Source organism: Bacteroides clarus (assembly GCF_015555825.1).
Classification (GTDB): Bacteria; Bacteroidota; Bacteroidia; order Bacteroidales; family Bacteroidaceae; genus Bacteroides; species Bacteroides clarus.
Window position 1 is genome coordinate 35,037 of record NZ_JADNLF010000001.1, and the last position, 20,590, is coordinate 55,626.

The window sequence follows — 20,590 nt, forward strand, 5'->3', positions numbered from 1 at the left end:
CAAAGTAACAATCTGAAAGCAAAGATGATTTTACAGGTCCATGACGAACTGAATTTCAGCGTTCCCGAGGCAGAAAAAGAGATTATACAGAAAATTGTAATCGAAGAGATGGAGCGGGCATATCGCATGCTGGTACCCCTGAAAGCCGATTGCGGTTGGGGAAAGAACTGGTTGGAAGCACACTGATCTACTTAATATTAGACACATAATAGACCACTTTGCTATGCTTTAGTTTTCTATTGTGTGTCTAATCATCTTTTCAAATAATTATTTATAAGCTGAGTCACACTTTTCACTTAAGACATCCCCTAAAGAGAGATTAAATATCTTAGCCTTAACCCATGCTGTAAAATCAAATCTCCGCAAAATTTGAATTTCATACTTATCTTCATACAAAGCATGAACTTCCTCTTCTACATTTTTCCATATTTCCACTCGTTTTTTTCGATTTTTATCTGCAAAAGAGTAATTCAAAAATTTGAGTAAAAAAGATTCCACTTTCAAATTATATCCCTTATTCTTAGACATTTCCCGCTTAATAGAACGAATTTCAGATTGAATATAGTCTACATCTCCTAGCTCGTAATGAATCATAACATTTACAATTCTAATAGTACGAAATAACGGAAGAGAATATAAATGGCCTCTGCCAATGGCTGTACTTAATCGTTTTCTAGCTTTCCTATACTCTTCATTCCCCAAATGAGTTAAAGCAATATACAATGACATCTCTGCCTGTTGTTGTTCCTTCAATAATAATATTTTATCAATTAATGATACTTGATATTCATCAATCCATATTCCTGCTCTCTTAAAGTTACCTACATCAATAAATGAAAATAGTCGATAAATAAAGATCACATACGTTACATTTAACTGAAAACTGGATGATGGTGAGGACAACTTTGTTAACTTTTCAATAAAATAATCCATACCCTCGTAATTATGCATGATACGTAAGCTTTCCAGCATACCTTCTACTGTCATTAAGTAATAGACCGGAGGATTATTCCATAAGTGACTATTCTCTTCAAAAAGCTTATTTAATTCTACAAATGAATTAAACGCTGCTTTATAATCTCCTACTGTAATAAAGTAATTAGCTTGGAATAACTGATGATTCTTTTTTATCTCAAAGTTTTCAATACCTGCACTTGCTACAATACTTATTTCACTAGTTACCAAATCATCTAAATCTTGGGTTTCTTTCAAAGATCGTGACGCCCCCTTGTTTATCATCCTATATTTTAACAATTCATATAATGAAGATTGTTCATTCAACTGACGAATATTTTTTAATGTATTATTCATCTTATATTGTTTATTCAATAATTTTTGTTCATCCACATTCTCAAAATCCAATGTCAGAAGATAATTCAATTCCAACCTTTGAGCTACTAATAATGCAAAGTTATTTTCGTAATAAATCGCTTTTTCTTTTACTTTCCTCAATACATGAAAACATTCCTTATACATAGATTTCTCATACAAAACCCTCGCATGCAATAATTCATTGAATAAGAGATAATAACTATCTTGTTCTGTTCGTATACGAGTCAATATACTGATTAGCAAATCAAACAAATAGATAACAACCGTATTAAATGAAGAGGTAGGTTTAGCAGTAAGAAAAGATTTTTTCAATTCTTCAGGATCACTAATCTTTTTATCATCAATTAACCTAAAAAGAAAGATATAATCTTTTTCTGATTTATTGGAAATATACAAAGAAAACTCTTTTTTCTCTTGTTTTGTAAGATTATTAACCAACTGAATAAGTGATTTCGACTTTAACATAGTATTAGCATATTTTTTGACATACATTTTTGCGATAGCAAGGTAAAGAAAAAAATGAAAATAAGTAATATTTAAATGTAATAATATAGAGAGTATCAATATTACAAATATAATATTTTATAGTAATATACCAATATTATAAACTGTATATCAACTATTTAATTAAATAAATTTATAAATACATCTAATTTACTAGTATTAAAAATAATTATTTTTTGTTTGCTTATATACTAAGTATCATATACTTTTGAAATAGAAAAAGAAAGCACAATATTCAATTATTCAATCTTAAAACTAATAAAGTAACCATGAGCAAAGATATCATTGTAATAGGCAGTTGTAATACGGATATGGTCATCAAAGCTGACCGTCTTCCTGTACCAGGAGAAACAATCATAGGCGGTAGTTTCATGATGAATCCCGGAGGCAAAGGAGCCAACCAGGCTGTAGCCGCTGCCAGATTGAAAGGAAATGTGCATTTCATAGCCAAAACCGGAAATGACTTGTTCGGCAAACGTTCCATAGAACAGTACGAAGACGAAGGTATCCATGTTGAAAATATCTATTCAGACCCCACACTCCCCTCGGGCGTAGCATTAATTATGGTGGATATGAACGGAGAAAACAGCATTGCCATCGCTTCCGGAGCCAATGGTTCATTGAGTCCCGAAGACATCCGGAAGGCACAGCCTACCATAGAAAAAGGCGATATCCTGCTGATGCAATTGGAAATCCCTATTGAAACAGTGGAGTATGCCGCCCAGATAGCCAGCGAACAAGGCATCAAGGTGATACTGAACCCTGCACCTGCCCGTGCACTCTCCAATAAACTACTACAGAACCTGTACATGATTATCCCCAATGAAACGGAAGCTGAAATCCTCTCAGGTATCAAAGTAACCGATTGGGAAAGCGCACGCAAGGCTGCGGATATCATCAGTGCCAAAGGAGTGGACATCGTAGTTATCACCCTTGGTTCCAAAGGAGCATTGATTAAAGAAAAAGATACATTCCATGAAGTACCCGTACCCAAAGTCAAAGCCGTAGACACAACAGCAGCGGGAGATACTTTCTGTGGTGCATTGTGCGTTGCTTTATCCGAAGATGTAAATGTGTTGGATGCAGTTAAATTCGCAAATAAATGTGCGTCCATCACTGTGACCCGAATGGGAGCCCAGCCTTCCCTACCCTATCGTAAAGAAATTGATGTTTTATAAATAGTAATTTTAAAATCTAATACCATGTTTATAGTCGACAGTTATTCATTAGCAGTTATTTTCTGCGTTGTCACGATGCTCTGTTGGGGTTCGTGGGGTAATACACAGAAACTTGCCGGGAAAACCTGGCGTTACGAATTGTTCTACTGGGATTACGTAATCGGTATCCTTGCCTTCTCTCTCCTCTTAGGTTTCACCCTGGGCAGCACGGGAGATGCCGGACGCGGTTTTGTTGAAGATTTGAAGCAGATCAGTATGGAGAACTATGCAAGTGCTTTTGCAGGGGGCGTCATATTCAATCTGTCCAACATCCTTTTATCAGCTTCCGTCTCTATGGCAGGGCTTACGGTAGCATTCCCGTTAGGAGTCGGCATAGCCTTGGTATTAGGTGTTTTCGTCAATTATTTCGGTGAACCTAAAGGCGATGCAGTAATCCTGTTCAGTGGTGTGGCACTCGTCGTATTGGCTATCATATTTAATGCCATAGCTGCCGGAAAGATGAATCAGAAAGGAAGCAGCATCAATAAGAAAGGGATTATCATTGCCATTATAGCCGGTATACTGATGTCTTTCTTCTATCGGTTTGTTGCTGCCGCCATGGACTTGAACAATTTTGAGTCACCTACCCCCACAATGGCTACTCCGTATTCAGCATTCTTTATATTCGCAATAGGTATCTTCATAAGTAATTTCATTATCAATACCATCGTGATGAAAAAACCGTTTGTAGGTACTCCCGTGAGCTATAAGGAGTATTTCCAAGGCAAGTTCAGCACACACATGGTCGGAGTGCTGGGAGGAGCTATTTGGGGATTGGGTACGGCTCTCAGTTATATTGCAGCAGGAAAAGCCGGTGCAGCTATCTCTTACGCATTAGGACAAGGAGCACCCATGATCGCAGCCCTATGGGGCATATTTATCTGGAAAGAATTCAAAGGTTCTTCCCGCGCGGTAAATATTCTTCTGGCTTGTATGTTCGTTCTGTTTATATCCGGTTTAGGAGCAATTATCATCTCCGGAGCCAATTAACCGGCTCCTCACTCTTATTAATAAACGCTTTCTTTTTCTACTTCTCACGGAGTGAAAAAGGAGAAGAGAATTGCCTGAACTAAAATATATTTTTCGTTCAACCTCTAAAATTTTAATACATGAGACCGATTCAAATAATAGTATTCTGTCTATGCATGTGCTCGCTCAATTTGTACGCACAAGTCAGCGTCACAGGTACTGTAAACGATAATACCGGGGAAAGCCTTCCCGGAGTATCCATTCTGGCGAAGGACGGTAACCGTACCTTTGGAACCACCACCGACATCAACGGTAGATATGAAATAAGAGTAAATCAAGGTGCTATCCTCGAATTCAGCTTTATCGGATTTGCTATTCAGAAAGTAAAAGTAGGAACTAACCACACCATTAACATTGTGTTAGAACCTGAAAATAAAATATTGGATGAAGTAGTTGTAATTGGTTATGGTTCTGTTAAAAAGAAAGACCTCCTTGGTTCTATCTCTACTGTGAAAGAAGATGCTCTAACCGAACGTATTTCAGGCAATGTCGTAGAAGCCATGCGTGGACTTACTTCCGGCGTAAAAATTACAAGTAGCGGACAACCGGGCTCTAGTGCTACTATCAATATTCGCGGACTAGGCAGCCTCACTAACAATAATCCACTATTTATTATCGATGGCGCCTATGGTGGCAATGATTTAGGTGTCAATATAGAAGATATCGAATCTATCCAAATATTAAAAGATGCCTCTTCAGCAGCTATTTATGGCTCTCGTGCAGCCAATGGAGTTGTAATCATCACTACCAAACAAGGTAAAGAAGGTGAACTAAAAGTAAAGTTCGATTCCCAATTAACGCTGAGCTGGTTACCTCGCTATGACCTAATGGATGCGGAAACTTACAGAATTTACGATGATCGGGCCTATGATGAAGCTATTCTAGCAGGAGTTGCAGATATCACAAAACGCCAAAATCATTACGATGGAAATACAGATTGGCAAGACGAGATGTTAGATACAGGTATGTTACAGAACTATAATGTTTCACTCTCTGGTGGCTCCAAAACAATAAAGTACTACGCATCTCTAAATCGTATGGTTGATGATGGTGCTCTCTATCGTACTGGTTACGACAAATACGGTTTCCGTATCAACACTAGTGGACAAAAAGGTATTTTTTCATATGGCGAGAATTTCTATTATACTAAATCAGACCGAAAAATACTAAACGGAAATCCTTGGAGTGATTTTATCGGTATGCCCCCCACCATCCCAGTATATGACGAATCACATGCCGGAGGATACGGATATGGCGATGTAGACCATGCCAATTCTTATGGACTAAATCCTATAGCTATGCAAGATTTATATATACAAAATAATGAAGAAGAGTATCTAACTGGGAATATATACGGACAACTCTCTTTTTTCGGTATGTTTGATGCCAAACTAAATGTTGCTTACAAAAGTTATATGGGCATTACGAACTCATTACGTAAAAAAGGAAACTGGACAATGGGACAAGGAGATGATGCAGCAAGCTTGGGTTACGATAGTGCCAAGAATCATGATATACTGATTGAGCAAACCTACAATTTTAAGCATAAATTCGGTAAACATGATGTGAATGCGCTGTTTGGTATCACTTACAATAAGTTCCACGAAGAAAAGCGTTGGATTACCAAACTCGATCCATTGATGATAGGCGACAAGTACATCACATCTCTGGATGCTGCCACCGGAAATACCACCGCAGGCGGTAGCTATGGCGAATCAGCATTGATATCCTATCTCGGACGTATCAACTACTCCTATGCCGACAAATACCTGGCACAAGTAACAGCCCGTCGTGACGGTACTTCCCGCCTACCTAAGAATGACCGCTGGGGAAACTTCCTTTCCGTTTCATTGGGCTGGCGCATCAGTGGCGAGAAGTTCTTCAATGTACCCTGGATTGATGACCTGAAAATACGTGCCAATTACGGTACTCTCGGTAACAGTAGTATCGGTTATTGGGATTACCAGTCCACCATCAACACAGCTCCGCGTGCCGTATTCGGAAGCCCGGAAAACATATTGATTGGTATGACTCAATCTCAATTAACCAACAACGACCTGGTTTGGGAGAAGAAGACAACCGCTAACGTCGGTTTCGACCTGGTTGCATTCAATAACCGTTTCCGTTTAAGTGCTGAGTATTTCTATTCAAAGAGTAAAGACCTCTTGGTTTACCTCCCCATCCTGATGAGTTCGGGTAATGAAGGTGGTGCACCTGCCGTGAATGCCGGCAGCCTGGAAAATAAAGGATTCGAAATGGAAATCGGCTGGAACGATCAGATTCGCGACTTTGCTTACTCCGCTTCACTGAACATTTCGCATATTAAGAATAAAGTACTTGATTTGGGATACGGACAAACAGTCTACAATACGACTCTTGCCAAAACTGTAATTGGTGAACCGCTCGGTATGTGGTATCTCTACAAGATGAATGGTATCTTCCAGTCAGAAGAAGAAGTACGGAACTACGTAAACTCAGAAGGTAAGATCATACAACCTAATGCTTTGCCGGGTGATATTAAGTATGACGACTATAACGGCGACGGTAACATATCATCCGAAGACCGTCAGATAGTAGGCAGCCCCTGGCCCAAACTTGAATTAGGAATAAGTCTCGGTGCATCCTACAAAGGCTTCGACCTGAACATCAACGGTTACGGTCGCTTCGGACAGAAAGTATGGAACGGTTCGGCATCAGCAGCCGGTGACTTTACCAACAATCAGAACAACTTCAACGGTATTATCCCTTGGACACAAGAGCACCCGGTCAACGACCGTCCACGTATTGTATACGGAGACTCCCGCAACAGTCGAAGCGATCAGGACCGCTGGTTGGAAAACGGTTCATTCTTCCGCCTGAGCGATATTACGTTAGGCTATACAGTACCTACCCGTTACATTAAGAAGATCGGATTGGAAAGACTCCGTGCATCGGTTACTTTACAGAACCTGGTGACCTTTACCGGATACTCCGGTCTGGATCCTGAATTTGCAGACAGCGGCATCTTCACTATGGGAGCAGATTATTGTTCATTCCCTAACCCACGCGCTGTTCAGTTTGCATTATCATTCACCTTCTAAATACTGCTGAAATGAAAAAAATAGCTCTTTATATATTATGCGGTGTCACGGCATTATTTACGTCGTGCGACCCTTCTTTGCTCGATCTGCAAAATGAAAATACCCTGAGTACAGGCGTATACTGGAAGACGGAATCTGACGTTGAAGCCGGTGTAGTAGCCGTATACGGGATGTTCTACCGTCAGGGAACCTGGACACGTAATATCTATACACAGATGATAGGTATGGCGGACGAAGGCGTAAGTTATGCCGGATGGACCGAATTGAACGAGTACACCAAGTTCATCTTTACCGATTATAACTTTTCAGAAGTCAACGCCAAGATATGGCGGGAACACTATACAGCCATTTTCCGTGCCAACCAGGTACTGGACAACATTGGCAATGTACCGTTCAGCAATGAAACACACAGGGATGACCTCATTGGACAAACTAAGTTCCTACGTGCTTTCTATTACTTCTATCTTACTGCCTTGTGGGACAATGTACCTCTCGTGTTAAGCACTTCTTCAGCCGCCGATAAGCCTATGCAGGCCACTGCCGATGAAATCTTAACCCAGATAGAAGAAGACCTGGAAGATGCCATCACCAAGCTCCCTTCCACACGTGACGCCAATAACTACGGCCGCCCAACGAAAGGCGCCGCCTACGGATTATTGGCCAAAGCTTATGCACAGCATCACAAATGGGAGGATGCCAAAAGATGCCTCGAATGGCTTGTTGATGGCGAAGGAAAGAACTACTACACACTGGTACCCAATTGGGCTGACAACTTCAGCAACTATACGGAAGATAACAAAGAGTCACTGTATGAGATTCACTTCTCTCTGACCAACAAGGTGGGCTTCGACCAGACAGACAACTACCTGGATCCGAATGCACAACTGGGTACACAGATTGAAATGAACCAGGCTCCTACCGGAATTGGCTGGAACAACATTGAAGCAAGGCGCTGGCTGGTGGACTACTACAAGCGCGAACAAACAACGGATGGAAAGAACGATTCCCGCTTGTTCTACACACTATGGTATGACGGTGCAGCTTCCGACTTCCCCGAATATCCCAACCAGTTGATATACGGCTCTCCATGGAACAGCGACTGGGGTAACCGCGTCTTCATCAAGAAATATAGCACAGATGCCTCCCCACTGTATTATTGGAATGATAATAATTTCCGTTCCTTGCGTTATGCTGATATGCTGTTACTGTATGCCGAAGCACTCAACGAACTGAATGCCACACCGCCTTCAAAAGCCATTGAATGCCTCAACCGCGTACGCAACCGTGTCAATCTGCCCAAAATAGAGGATAGCAAATACTACAACGGTTCCCAGATCAGCACCAACAAGGATGCTTTCCGTGAACACCTGAAGATAGAACGCGCCCTGGAGCTTGCCATGGAGTGCGTGCGTTGGGTCGACCTGAAACGTTGGGGCATCAACGACCAGGCCACATTGGACGAATTGAAAGCACGCGACAGCGACTTCAATAACTTTATAATCGATAAATCCATCCGCATGCCAATCCCACAAAGCGAAGTGGACAACAATCCGAATTTGAACCAGAATGACCAATACTAATTGAAGACATTTGAGCTATGATCAATACAAAATACTTAATAGGAGCAGTCATTATACTGCTGACATTATGGGGATGCGGAAACGATTCCGATTATGTCATCGAAAGCAATCCCAATGAGTTCGCCATATTCCCGGTAGCCATACCTGTAAGCGCTGATGGCGGAACTTATGAACTGACGGTCAACGGCAATGAGTCGTGGACAGCCGAACTGACCAATTCCAATAGCTCAGCCCAGGGCTGGTGCACACTGAGTGAAACATCAGGAAGCGGCAGAAAAGTAATCACCGTTACTGTAAAGCCGACCACCTCTTTTGTAAAGAACCGTTCGGTTATCGTTGAAGTAAGCTCCGGTACCCGGATATTAAAATCAAAGGTATTGCAGGAAACAATGGTACTGGGTGAAGACGAAGTGCTGATAAACGGCCTTGTATGGTCTACCAAGAATGTAGGCACTCCGGGAACTTTCGCAACCTCTCCCGATGATATAGGACAACTATATCAGTTCAACCGCAAAGTAGGTTATCCGGCTGGCCCGCAGGACGATCCGGCACCGGCTAACTGGCCTTCCAGCTATACAAACGACGGCACCAACTGGACTACCGAAAACGACCCTTCTCCCGAAGGCTGGCGTGTACCTACCACGGAAGAGATGGCAGCTCTCTGGGAAAAAGGAGCAACATGGGTTACAGCAGCCCAGACCGGATTTAAAACCGACGGTATCATTATCGGTGTTGACGAGGCTACTGCCAAACGTGCCACTAAAGATAACCTGAAACAACTCGGTTGCCTCTTCCTGCCCCAAAGCGGTTGGAGAAATGAAACCGGAATGATGGACCGCACCTGGCTCTGCGCCGTTCGCAGCGGAAATTCATTAAGTCCTACCCACGGCGGCATGTCATTGGGAGATTCCGGCGGTTACCGCGACACATGGGGTTGGGGCGACGGACAAAAAGCACGTGCAGCCATGATCCGGCCCGTCAAAAACATACAAGTCGAGGATTGATTTTATTATTAACGAACTAAATCTAAGGAGATGAACAGCTATAAGACCTATATATACCTTGCCTTGCTCACACTCTTGGGTTGTAAGGGCAATGACGGCAATGAACCGCAGGCACTCACACCGCAAATCCGGTATGAATTCAGCGGCGGTGCCGGGCATTATAACTATGCTCCGAGTATCATAGAAGACCAGTACGGCATCCGGTACGGCTTTGTATGTGAGAATCGTGATCCGTTCAAGATTGTGGACTATGTTTATCTATACAAAGGAATCCCCACGGAAAAAGGCTATGTATGGCAACCCGGCACACAGATCATCGAACCTTCCGAAACAGGTTGGGATAACTGCCACATCTGCGACCCGGACGTACGTGAGTTTAAAACGACTTATAAAGGAGAAACTTACAACTGGATTATGACCTATCTGGGCGTAGACCGCTGGGACTGTAATCACAACCAGATAGGACTGGCCATTTCCAAGAACATCGAAGGCCCGTATATCAAGTTCGACCGGAATCCGCTGGTGGCTTACGAAGATACCACCAAATGGGGTGTAGGGCAAAGTACAACAATCGTCAAAGACTCTACGACCATCCTGTTATTCTATACCTCAACCACCGAAAACAGACCTTTCTGTATGCGTGAGATTAAGTTGAACGATCTGGATAACATCGTACTGGGCGAAGAGCGGAAAGTTCCATTCATCGGCGGTAACAGCTATCCTGCCATGTCCAATAAGAATATATACATGGTTTCGGAAACCCGTGTATCCCCCATCAAGGAGATACCGACCTGGGTAGGGGATGTCTGCCGGCTGGCATACAAACCAAGAACAGAAGGTTTCTTCACCGAAGAAGACGGATGGATTGAAATAGGCCATGCAGGACCGGAAGAAACAGGATTCCCGAGAAATCACAATCCGGGTATCCTGACGGATACGAAAGGTTACATGCTTAATGACGATGAACTGGTGATGTACTTCACTCCCGCCATGACAGGCGAAAACTGGCTATGGTCATACGACCTGTATTCGGCTACGTTTAATCTCAAAAACTATTTCAAATGAATAAAACAATTCTGCAAATAGTATGCATTGCTCTTATTCTTGCCTTCCCCTGTGGGAAGGCATCAGGGCAATACAAAAAGATTCCCGTAGTAGTAATCACCGACTTGTATCATCCGTATCAGGACCCGGGAGATAACATGGACCTCATTATGGGCTTCGGACTGCCCGATGTAGACCTGAAAGCCGTCTTATTGGACATCACAGACGCATTCAGGAAAGATACCGCCGACCATCCCACCCTGTGGAAAGACCCGCGTGGTCCGAGGGAAGCCGGAATTATCCCTGTGGAACAATTAAGTTATATCTTCAACAAAAGGATACCTTATGGCATTGGTCCGCTATCCATGATGAAATCGGAAGAAGACCGGATGGAGTATCTGCCAGGCTATGAGCAGGAAGCAATCGATATACTGCTGGAAGTTCTGAAAAAGAGTAAAGAACCCGTAGAAGTATTGTCATTCGGTTCGGCAAGGATACTGGCAGTTGCCTACAACCGTGCCCCAAAGCTGATGAAACAGAAGATACACAAAATTCATCTGAGTGCCGGGACAGCAAGCAAGAACCATGAATTGGGAAGCGATGCAGGGGCAAATGCTATTCCGGGCGGTGAGTGGAATGTAGCACTGGACGTGTTCGCTTTCAACAGAATATTGAAATCAGATTTACCCGTAGCCATCTATCCGTGTGCAGGCAAAGACGGAGGCTTCGTAAAAGACTGTAACAATACCTACTGGAAACTACCCGATATGGATTTTATCCGAAAGATGAATCCCCAATTGCAACGGTATCTTGATTTTGCTTTCACCCAGAAACTGCAATATGACTTCCTCCGTGCCATGAATACCGACTATCCGGTTGATATAGACCTCAACCGCTACCCCCGTCCATTCCACGTATGGGAAAGTGCCATCTGGCTGAAAGCAACACAAAGGGAGATCATTTGCACTCCCACCGGAGAATACCGCCTCGTCAAAGAAGGGAAAAGCAACAAAGGCGACCGCATTGTAGTAAACGAACTGCGCCGCTGTAACCTTGATGAGATAAGAGACGACGGACGATTCCAGTTTTCATACACCGATAAGTCCTCCGATAAAGAGATTTACTATCGTCCGGACCTTGACGAGAACGAGAAAGCACTCCAACAGGTGATTCCCGAACTCTATATATCCATTTCACCCAGTCACTAATTTTTTAAATATACCGTCATGAAAAAAAGCAAACTTTATTTGATTGGCTTGTTAGTATTGGCTCTATCAAGCTGCACTTCCAAGAAACAACAAACTGCGGAAGTCACCCCGAATGTACCCAAAATTATTCTGGAAACGGATATAGGTAACGACGTGGACGATGCACTGGCACTGGATATGCTTTACAAGTATCTGGACGCAGGAGATATCGACTTATTAGGCATCACCATCAACAAAGAAGGAATCTATCCGGCCGAATACACCGACATCATGAATACCTGGTACGGCTATCCTCAAATCCCTATCGGAATCATACACAACGGAGCCGACTGTGAGAACGATGCTACAAACTATGCCAAAGCCGTATGCCTCATCCAGAAGGATAACGGTGAACCGGCTTTCAAGCGCTCACTGAAAGGTGACTATAACCAACTGCCGGAAGCACCTGCCCTCTATCGTAAGCTATTGGTACAACAACCGGACAGTTCCGTTACCATCATCTCCGTAGGTTTCTCCACGAACCTTGCACGCCTGTTGGATACTCCGGCTGACGATGTATCTCCGCTGACCGGAAAAGAGCTTGTTGCCCAAAAAGTAAAACTGCTGTGTACCATGGCAGGTTGCTTCAACAATCCCAACCTGTTTGAATACAACGTAGTTAAAGACATTCCGGCGGCAAAGAAGATATTCTCCGAATGGCCTACCACACTGGTGACCTCTCCTTTCGAAGTAGGTATCGCCATCAACTATCCCAGCAACAGCATTGAAAACGATTTTGGATGGGCTCCTATGCACCCAATGGTAGAAGCATATAAAAGCTACCAGCAGATGCCTTACGACCGTCCTACATGGGACCTGACTTCCGTATTGTATTCTGTTGAAGGTCCGTCCTATTTCAGCGTTTCTCCGGCAGGTAAAATAAACGTAACGGACCAAGGTGCTACTGAATTTACTCCCGATGCCATAGGAAACCGTTACTACCTGACAATAGATTCCATTCAGGCTGAGAATATCAAACAACATTTCGTCCAGTTACTGACCAAGCAACCGGCTCACTTCAATAAATAATAAGCATTATGACTAAATATCTATTGGGTTTCATAAGTTTATGGCTCATGTGTTCCTGCTCGGACACCGACCCCGGAGAAACCCCTCCGATAGACCCTCCAATACCTACACCTACCGTAACCATCACAAAACCGGAATTCGTATTCGGTTTCCAAGGCCAAAGCAAGTACTCTTACTGCCCAAGTGCCTTGAAACAAGCTGATGGGACAGTTCACCTATACTTCTGCGGCAATCCGGAAAACCTGATCATGGTCGATAATATCTTCCATATCAAGATCAACCCGGATGGTACACAGACTGCTGCCAAAAGTGTATTGCAGCCTGGTGTATCAGGTTCATGGGACGATCACCATACCTGTGACCCTTCTGTTATCAAAGGTAGCTTCGCTTGGAAGAATACTACCTACAAGTATGCCATGTTCTTCCTGAGTAATATGTACGGGGTATATTACAATGAAATCGGTGTCGCGTTCAGCAACGACCTTGATGCAGATAGCTGGGTGAAGTATCCGCAACAGATTGTGAAGAAAACATGGTCGAGCGAAGGTGACCAGGAAATAGGTGGAGGCGGTAAGTCATGGGGAGTAGGCCAGCCTTCTGTCGTATCTTTGGACGGAAAAGGTAAGCTACTGCTGACATATACCGTAGGTGATATCGGTGGTACACGCATCGTCTGGGCCGAAGCAGATTTTAGTAATATGGATACATATTCCATCAGTACCCCGCAAACAATTGTACAGACAGGTTTAAAAGCCATTGACAACCAGTCACAGGATTATACCTGCAACTCGGAATTTGCAATTGACAAGGATGCGGATAAAATCGTCATGATACGTCCGGTACAGCCTATGCCCAGTGATTATCCCAATTACCTGAATTCTTCATTGGAAATAGACTACATGAACCTTTCTGACTTCACCAATCAAAGAGGTAGCTGGACACCGATTTACCGGATCACCCCGAATGATACCGGCTATCCAAGAAACCACAATGCCACTTTGCTGAGGGATAATTTCGGCCACTTACAAGACTGGGAAGAACCGGAATTCTATTTTACGGTCAGCAAGGCAGCCCCCGATGTACAACCTTCGGGCAGCAGCCATGCGGAGTGGACGTACCATATCTGGAAAAGCAAAGTAATAAAGTAACAATCTGAAAGCAAAGATGATTTTACAGGTCCATGACGAACTGAATTTCAGCGTTCCCGAGGCAGAAAAAGAGATTATACAGAAAATTGTAATCGAAGAGATGGAACGGGCATATCGCATGCTGGTACCCCTGAAAGCCGATTGCGGTTGGGGAAAGAACTGGTTGGAAGCACACTGATCCGTTCTATAACTTTATTTAACTTACAATCAGAAAGCAACAGAAGTAATCGCTTTAAAATACAGTTTGCTCACCAGAATATCCGGCATCCTCACTGCCGGATATTTTTTATTAATTAATCTTTCCAAAAAGAAAGCATATCCCCTCCGTACAATCTGACATATTGATAAAATAAATCCCTATTATTTTATTTATGTCAATTTATTACGTACATTTGCAGCGTAATCAATGACATATTGATAGAAAATAGCAAGTACAACTCTAAAAACATAAAGCCATGAAAACTTTAAAAACTTTGATTTTATTCTCTTTTCTTTTTGTGTGTGGAATGAGCGCATCGGCAGACAACAAAAGTAACCTTATTTACAATTCGGAAGAAGTGAATGGAGTGAAGGTTGCTGAAACAGTTTATAAGATGGACGGCAGCACGCTTGCCAACTATATGAAGTACAATTATAAGTATGACGACCAGAACCGCATGACAGAAAACGAGGCACTGAAATGGAATGCCGTAAAGAATACATGGACCAATGATATGTGTATCCGTTATGCTTATCAGGGTAAATCGGTTACCACCACCTATTATAAATGGAACAACAAAAAGAATACATACATCCTCATCCCTGAGATGACGGTGACAATGGACAACCCTAACATGTAATCTATTCATTCTCTCTTAAATACACTTTAGTTGCTAACAATAACCCAAAACCTTTCTATAAACTAAAGAGCCGGAATACAAATGTATTCCGGCTCTTTTTGTATTTCCGCCTTCATAAGAGAGAAACGGCAGGCTTTGTGAAATTAGGATGGTGGTGCCATAACAAGTGCATCACACTCTATAAATAAAGGATAAATTCGCCGCATACCGTCTTGTACGGCACAACGATTTTCTCCCTTTGGTTTATTTCAGATTTTCATTGAAGAAACTTTCTATCTTATCGAAAGGGATTACGCTAAGTCCATCATACAAATCTGTATGGTTTGCGCCTGCGACAACGACAAACTCCTTATTATCGCCTTTCAAAAGGGCATACGTATCTTTACCGAAATAGAACGAATGCGCTTTGTCGCCATGTACAATCATCACCGCGCTTTCCAATTCATCGGCATAGTCAAAGAATTTGAAATTAAGAAAAGGAAGATTGGAGGTGACGTTCCAGCCGTTATTTGAATTGAGCGAACGTTTGTGATAGCCACGTGGAGTTTTGTAGTAAGCGTAATAGTCTTTCACGAACCGGGGCGCATCGTCAGGGAGAGGACTGACAACTCCACCTCCCGATTTGTAAAAGCCGCTCTTATAATCTTCGGTACGCTGCGCAACCATGGCCGCACGTTTGAAATTACGTTGTTCTGCCGTGTTTTCAGAGTCAAAATATCCGTTGGCATTTACGCGTGTCATGTCATACATGGTAGATGCCACAGTAGCTTTTATGCGTGGGTCGTTGATAGCTGCCTGTATAGCTATTCCTCCCCAACCGCAGATACCTAAGATACCGATTTTTTCGGAATCTACATCCTCACGGTTCATCAGGCAATCAACGGCTGCACTAAAATCTTCCGTGTTAATATCGGGAGAAGCCACATAGCGCGGTTCTCCTCCGCTTTCTCCGGTATATGAGGGATCAAAAGCGATGGTAAGGAAACCTCTTTCGGCAAGCTGTTGGGCATACAATCCGGAAGACTGTTCTTTGACAGCTCCGAACGGTCCGCTGACAGCGATTGCCGGAAGTTTCCCTGAGGCATTTACGGGCGTGTAAAGGTCTGCCGCCAGCGTGATGCCATAACGATTATGGAAAGTTATCTTACTATGGTTTACTTTGTCGCTTTTTGGAAAAGTCTTGTCCCATTCTGAAGTCAGATTAAGTGTATTCATTTGATTGGCAGAACTTGTCTCATCGTTTGTTCTGTTACTATTACATCCCATAAGCATACAGGAACTTATGAAGGAGGTAATAACTGCCGATTTGAAGATTTTGGTATTCATTGTTAGTCGGATTTTATGTTATCAAAGCGTGTCCGAATTGCCACCACGACGGGGACTGCTGGACTTTTGAATACAAAAGTAGCGGAAAGCATATCATGGCATGGTAGATAGATTACGGATATTATAACCCAAATTACATATTCGAAGGAAAGATTACCGTAAATCTGTGGTTGAGGTTATATTATCTGCTATCCGGGTTGTGGCTGAATCCATATAAATCACTAATTTTGTATTCTTGAGCAAGAATATAGAAACATGATACCCCAGACACTTATCCGCTACATCGAAACAGAAATCATTCCCCGATATGAACACTTTGACAAGGCTCATAACCTCTCGCACGTACAGACAGTCATCGACGAAAGCCTCGCTCTCGCCAAACTCTACCCCCAAGCGGACGAACGTCTTGTCTACACCATAGCGGCCTATCACGACACAGGACTGTGCCGCGACCGTGCCACGCATCACCTCGTTTCGGGAGAAATCATAGCGGCAGACGCCAACCTTCTGCAATGGTTCGACAAAGCAGAGATAAAGATTATGCGTGAAGCCGTAGAAGACCACCGGGCATCCACCGACCATGAGCCACGCAGCATCTACGGTAAAATCGTAGCCGAAGCCGACCGCATCATCGACGCTGACATCACCCTGCGCCGTACCGTACAATACGGATTGAAACAAAATCCTACGGCGGACGAAGCATGGCACTACCAACGTTTCCACAAACATCTGATGGAGAAATACGCTCCCGGCGGCTATCTGAAGCTCTGGTTTCCCGACTCAAAGAACGCCGGACGACTGAAAGAGCTGCAAACCATCATAGCGGATGAGATACGCCTAAGAAGCATTTTTCACCAAATGTTCGAAGAAGAGAAAAGATAAAAGACTATCTTTGCAGCCAATTAGCTGAATAATAATTAAAAAACAAGATATACTTATGGCATTAAAAGCAGGTATAGTGGGACTGCCCAACGTAGGGAAATCCACTCTTTTCAACTGCCTGTCCAGCGCAAAAGCACAGGCGGCAAACTTTCCTTTTTGTACCATCGACGCCCAAATGGGACAGGTATCCGTACCCGACGAGCGACTGACCAAACTCGCCGAAATCGTTCATCCGGGACGTATCGTGCCCGCCGTATGCGATATTGTCGATATTGCCGGACTGGTGAAAGGCGCCAGCAAAGGTGAAGGACTGGGTAATCAGTTTCTGGGCAACATCCGCGAGTGCGACGCCATCATCCACGTACTGCGCTGCTTCGACAACGGCAATATCGTACACGTGGACGGTAGCGTAGACCCTGTACGCGACAAGGAAATCATCGATACCGAGCTCCAGCTGAAAGACCTCGATACGGTGGAAAACCGCATCAAGCGCGTGGAAAAGATAGCCAAAGTAGGCGGAGACAAAATGGCGAAGGTAGAGTACGAACTCCTGCTCCGCTACAAAGACGCGCTGGAACAAGGACAGAGCGCCCGCACCGTAATACCTCAGAACGACGATGAAGAACAGTGCGCCAAGCAGATGTTCCTGCTCACAACGAAACCGGTACTCTACGTCTGCAACGTAGACGACACCAGCGCCGCCGACGGCAACCAATACGTAGAGCAAGTGCGCGAAGCCATCAAAGGCGAAGACGCCGAGCTCATCATCATCTCCGCACAGACCGAGGCCGACATTGCCGAACTGGAAACTTACGAAGAAAAGCAAATGTTCCTCGAAGACCTCGGCCTGAAAGAAAGCGGCTGCAACAGACTGATTAAAGCCATCTACAGCCTGCTGAACCTCGAAACGTTCATCACCGCCGGCGAAATGGAAGTAAAAGCATGGACCTATCGCAAAGGCTGGAAAGCCCCGCAATGCGCCGGCGTTATCCACACCGACTTTGAGAAAGGTTTTATCCGCGCGGAAGTCATCAAGTACGAAGACTACATCAAATACGGCAGTGAAGCCGCCGTGCGCGAAGCCGGAAAACTGGGTGTGGAAGGCAAGGAATATGTAGTGCAGGACGGAGACATCATGCACTTCCGATTCAACGTATAAAGACATGAGCCAGACTAATACACTACAAATGACAAATAACAATCTGAAGTACCTCATCGCAGGCACAGGCGGCGTGGGCGGAAGCATTGCAGGTTTTCTCGCATTGGCAGGAAAAGACGTTACTTGCATCGCACGCGGCGAGCACCTTGCCGCTATACGCGAGTACGGCCTGCGGTTACATTCCGACTTAAAAGGCGAGCAAACCCTGAAGATACCCGCTTATACAGCGGAGGAATACGCCGCTCTCGCTTCCTCGTCAGCCGACTGCAAGGCAGACGTTATCTTCGTATGCGTCAAAGGCTATTCCGTAGACTCCATTACGGAACTAATCAAACGCGCCGCGCACAAAGATACGGTGGTAATCCCCATTCTGAACGTCTACGGCACAGGGCCTCGCATCCAGCGGCTGGTTCCCGGCGTTACGGTACTGGACGGTTGCATCTACATCGTAGGATTCGTTTCCGGCAAAGGCGAAATCACACAGATGGGAAAAATATTCCGTCTGGTTTACGGAGCCCACAAAGACACCGTTGTTTCCCGTGAAACATTGGAAGCCATTCAACAAGACTTACAGGAAAGCGGCATCAAGGCGGAAATATCTCCCGACATCAACCGCGACACTTTCGTAAAATGGTCTTTCATCTCGGCTATGGCCGTAACCGGCGCTTATTACGACGTGCCTATGGGCGAAGTACAGAAACCCGGAAAAGTACGCGACACCTTCATCGGACTTTCACAGGAAAGCGCCGCACTGGGACGGAAACTGGGCATTGACTTCAAGGAAGACATCGTAGAGTACAACCTCAAGGTCATCGACAAACTTGCCCCCGAAAGCACCGCTTCCATGCAAAAAGACATAGCGCGCGGGCATCAAAGCGAAGTGCAGGGATTACTTTTCGACATGATTACGGCAGCCGAGGAACAGGGAATTGACATCCCCACATACAGAATGGTAGCGGAGAAATTCAAATAATTTTATACCTTCGCTTAATTGTCCCATACTGTTTTTATCACCCGGAGCGTAGCGCGGAATCTCCTCTTCTGATGTAAGGGGAAACGGGAGAAAAAGAAAAAAGGTTCTTCGCTGCGCGCTGAATGACAGACAGCCTTGATATAAGCCGAATTTCAACATTTACTTACTAATTTTTACTACTTATGAATATGCTGACTCTCCTCTCCATCAACTGGAATCCCAACCCGGAACTGTTCAACCTTTTCGGCAGCCTTCCAATCCGATATTACGGCCTGTTATGGGTTGTCGGTATCGCTCTTGCCTACGTAATAGTACACCGCCAATACCGCGACCGGAAAATCGACGAAAAGACATTCGAGCCGCTGTTCTTCTACTGCTTCTTCGGCATCCTGATAGGAGCGAGATTAGGACACTGCCTGTTCTATCAGCCGGATTATTACCTGAACCATTTCTGGGAAATGATACTCCCCGTGAAGTTCCTTCCGGACGGCGGCTGGAAATGGACGGGATACGAAGGACTTGCCAGTCACGGCGGTACGCTGGGACTGATTATCGCCCTCTGGATGTACTGCCGCAAAACAAAGATGCACTATATGGACGTGCTGGACATGATAGCCGTGGCCACGCCTATCACCGCCTGCTTCATCCGCCTTGCCAACCTGATGAACTCCGAGATTATCGGCCAGCCGACCGATGTACCCTGGGCGTTCGTCTTTGAGCGGGTAGACATGCTGCCCCGCCATCCGGCGCAGCTCTACGAGGCAATCGCCTATTTCATCTTCTTCCTGGGCATGGTCTACCTATACAAGCGCGGGCAGCAGAAGCGGGAGAAAGCTTCCCTACCCTATCACCGCGGCTTCTTCTTCGGCCTTTGCCTGACAGAAATATTCGTATTCCGCTTCTTCATCGAGTTCCTGAAAGAAGACCAGGTGGATTTTGAAAGGACAATGGCGCTGAATATGGGACAGTGGCTCAGTATTCCGTTCATACTTATCGGAGTTTACTTCATGTTCTTCTACGGTAAGAAAACGGCAGGAAAATAACATCCCCGCAACACTAAAAAAGTTTCAAGGCATGAAACCGGCAGTTCCACCTGAGGAAACTGAAAGTTCCATGCCTTGAAACTTCTTGTTCCACCGGGCGAAACACTTTGTTCCCCACAGGGGAACACTTCGTTCCATCCTTTGAAACAGAATC

General features: G+C 44.4%; 17 protein-coding genes and 1 pseudogene. 16 read left to right on the plus strand and 2 right to left on the minus strand.

Annotated features, from left to right (window positions below):
* The coding region (locus tag I2F54_RS00155; RefSeq protein ID WP_195500257.1) for a DNA polymerase at positions 1-186 on the plus strand (186 nt) is incomplete at its 5' end.
* A gap of 81 nt (positions 187-267) precedes the next feature.
* Here I2F54_RS00155 and I2F54_RS00160 read toward each other — a convergent pair.
* On the minus strand, positions 268-1,797 hold the full coding sequence (locus tag I2F54_RS00160; protein WP_195500258.1) for a hypothetical protein: 1,530 nt from the start codon (positions 1,795-1,797) through the stop codon (positions 268-270).
* A 308-nt stretch (positions 1,798-2,105) separates the two neighbouring features.
* On the opposite strand from I2F54_RS00160, the gene rbsK reads away from it, so the two are divergent.
* From rbsK to I2F54_RS00215, 11 genes and pseudogenes are all read left to right on the plus strand, one after another.
* A complete protein-coding gene (rbsK, locus tag I2F54_RS00165) occupies positions 2,106-3,014 on the plus strand; it encodes a ribokinase (RefSeq protein ID WP_195500259.1) in 909 nt (302 codons plus the stop codon).
* A 24-nt stretch (positions 3,015-3,038) separates the two neighbouring features.
* Positions 3,039-4,043: a GRP family sugar transporter gene (locus tag I2F54_RS00170; protein WP_087412230.1), complete on the plus strand. Its 1,005-nt coding sequence runs from the start codon at positions 3,039-3,041 to the stop codon at positions 4,041-4,043.
* Positions 4,044-4,162: 119 nt separating this feature from the next.
* On the plus strand, positions 4,163-7,162 hold the full coding sequence (locus tag I2F54_RS00175) for a SusC/RagA family TonB-linked outer membrane protein (protein ID WP_195500260.1): 3,000 nt from the start codon (positions 4,163-4,165) through the stop codon (positions 7,160-7,162).
* 11 nt (positions 7,163-7,173) lie between these two features.
* Positions 7,174-8,742, plus strand: coding sequence for a RagB/SusD family nutrient uptake outer membrane protein (locus I2F54_RS00180; RefSeq protein WP_118466863.1), 1,569 nt, complete (start codon positions 7,174-7,176; stop codon positions 8,740-8,742).
* A gap of 17 nt (positions 8,743-8,759) precedes the next feature.
* Positions 8,760-9,746: a BACON domain-containing protein gene (locus I2F54_RS00185; protein ID WP_087412227.1), complete on the plus strand. Its 987-nt coding sequence runs from the start codon at positions 8,760-8,762 to the stop codon at positions 9,744-9,746.
* A 30-nt stretch (positions 9,747-9,776) separates the two neighbouring features.
* Complete coding sequence (locus tag I2F54_RS00190; protein WP_195500261.1) at positions 9,777-10,811, plus strand: glycoside hydrolase family protein; 1,035 nt, start codon at positions 9,777-9,779, stop codon at positions 10,809-10,811.
* Positions 10,808-11,998: a nucleoside hydrolase gene (locus I2F54_RS00195; protein ID WP_195500262.1), complete on the plus strand. Its 1,191-nt coding sequence runs from the start codon at positions 10,808-10,810 to the stop codon at positions 11,996-11,998. Before I2F54_RS00190 ends, I2F54_RS00195 begins: the two co-directional genes overlap by 4 nt.
* Positions 11,999-12,016: 18 nt before the next feature.
* On the plus strand, positions 12,017-13,066 hold the full coding sequence (locus I2F54_RS00200; protein WP_195500263.1) for a nucleoside hydrolase: 1,050 nt from the start codon (positions 12,017-12,019) through the stop codon (positions 13,064-13,066).
* Positions 13,067-13,074: 8 nt separating this feature from the next.
* Entirely contained in the window at positions 13,075-14,214 is a 1,140-nt protein-coding gene (locus I2F54_RS00205) for a glycoside hydrolase family protein (protein WP_195500264.1), read from the plus strand.
* Positions 14,210-14,392 (plus strand): annotated as a pseudogene (locus I2F54_RS00210) (DNA polymerase); the annotation flags it as partial. The gene I2F54_RS00205 and the pseudogene I2F54_RS00210, both read left to right, overlap by 5 nt.
* 277 nt (positions 14,393-14,669) lie before the next feature.
* Complete coding sequence (locus I2F54_RS00215) at positions 14,670-15,053, plus strand: DUF3836 domain-containing protein (RefSeq protein ID WP_009121953.1); 384 nt, start codon at positions 14,670-14,672, stop codon at positions 15,051-15,053.
* Positions 15,054-15,296: 243 nt separating this feature from the next.
* On the opposite strand, the gene I2F54_RS00220 is transcribed toward I2F54_RS00215, so the two are convergent.
* A complete protein-coding gene (locus tag I2F54_RS00220; RefSeq protein WP_229097105.1) occupies positions 15,297-16,268 on the minus strand; it encodes an alpha/beta hydrolase in 972 nt (323 codons plus the stop codon).
* A gap of 366 nt (positions 16,269-16,634) precedes the next feature.
* Here I2F54_RS00220 and I2F54_RS00225 point away from each other — a divergent pair, with 366 nt between their 5' ends.
* The 4 genes from I2F54_RS00225 to lgt all read left to right on the plus strand — a co-directional run bounded on the left by I2F54_RS00225 (position 16,635) and on the right by lgt (position 20,436).
* Positions 16,635-17,261: an HD domain-containing protein gene (locus tag I2F54_RS00225; protein WP_009121955.1), complete on the plus strand. Its 627-nt coding sequence runs from the start codon at positions 16,635-16,637 to the stop codon at positions 17,259-17,261.
* 55 nt (positions 17,262-17,316) lie between these two features.
* Positions 17,317-18,420 carry a redox-regulated ATPase YchF gene (ychF, locus tag I2F54_RS00230; protein ID WP_009121956.1) on the plus strand — a complete coding sequence of 368 codons (1,104 nt, stop codon included), beginning with the start codon at positions 17,317-17,319 and terminating at the stop codon, positions 18,418-18,420.
* Positions 18,421-18,448: 28 nt separating this feature from the next.
* Positions 18,449-19,393, plus strand: a complete 945-nt coding sequence (locus tag I2F54_RS00235) for a ketopantoate reductase family protein (RefSeq protein ID WP_195500265.1) — start codon at positions 18,449-18,451, stop codon at positions 19,391-19,393.
* Positions 19,394-19,581: 188 nt separating this feature from the next.
* Complete coding sequence (lgt, locus tag I2F54_RS00240) at positions 19,582-20,436, plus strand: prolipoprotein diacylglyceryl transferase (RefSeq protein ID WP_039950833.1); 855 nt, start codon at positions 19,582-19,584, stop codon at positions 20,434-20,436.
* The last annotated feature ends 154 nt before the right edge of the window (positions 20,437-20,590 follow it).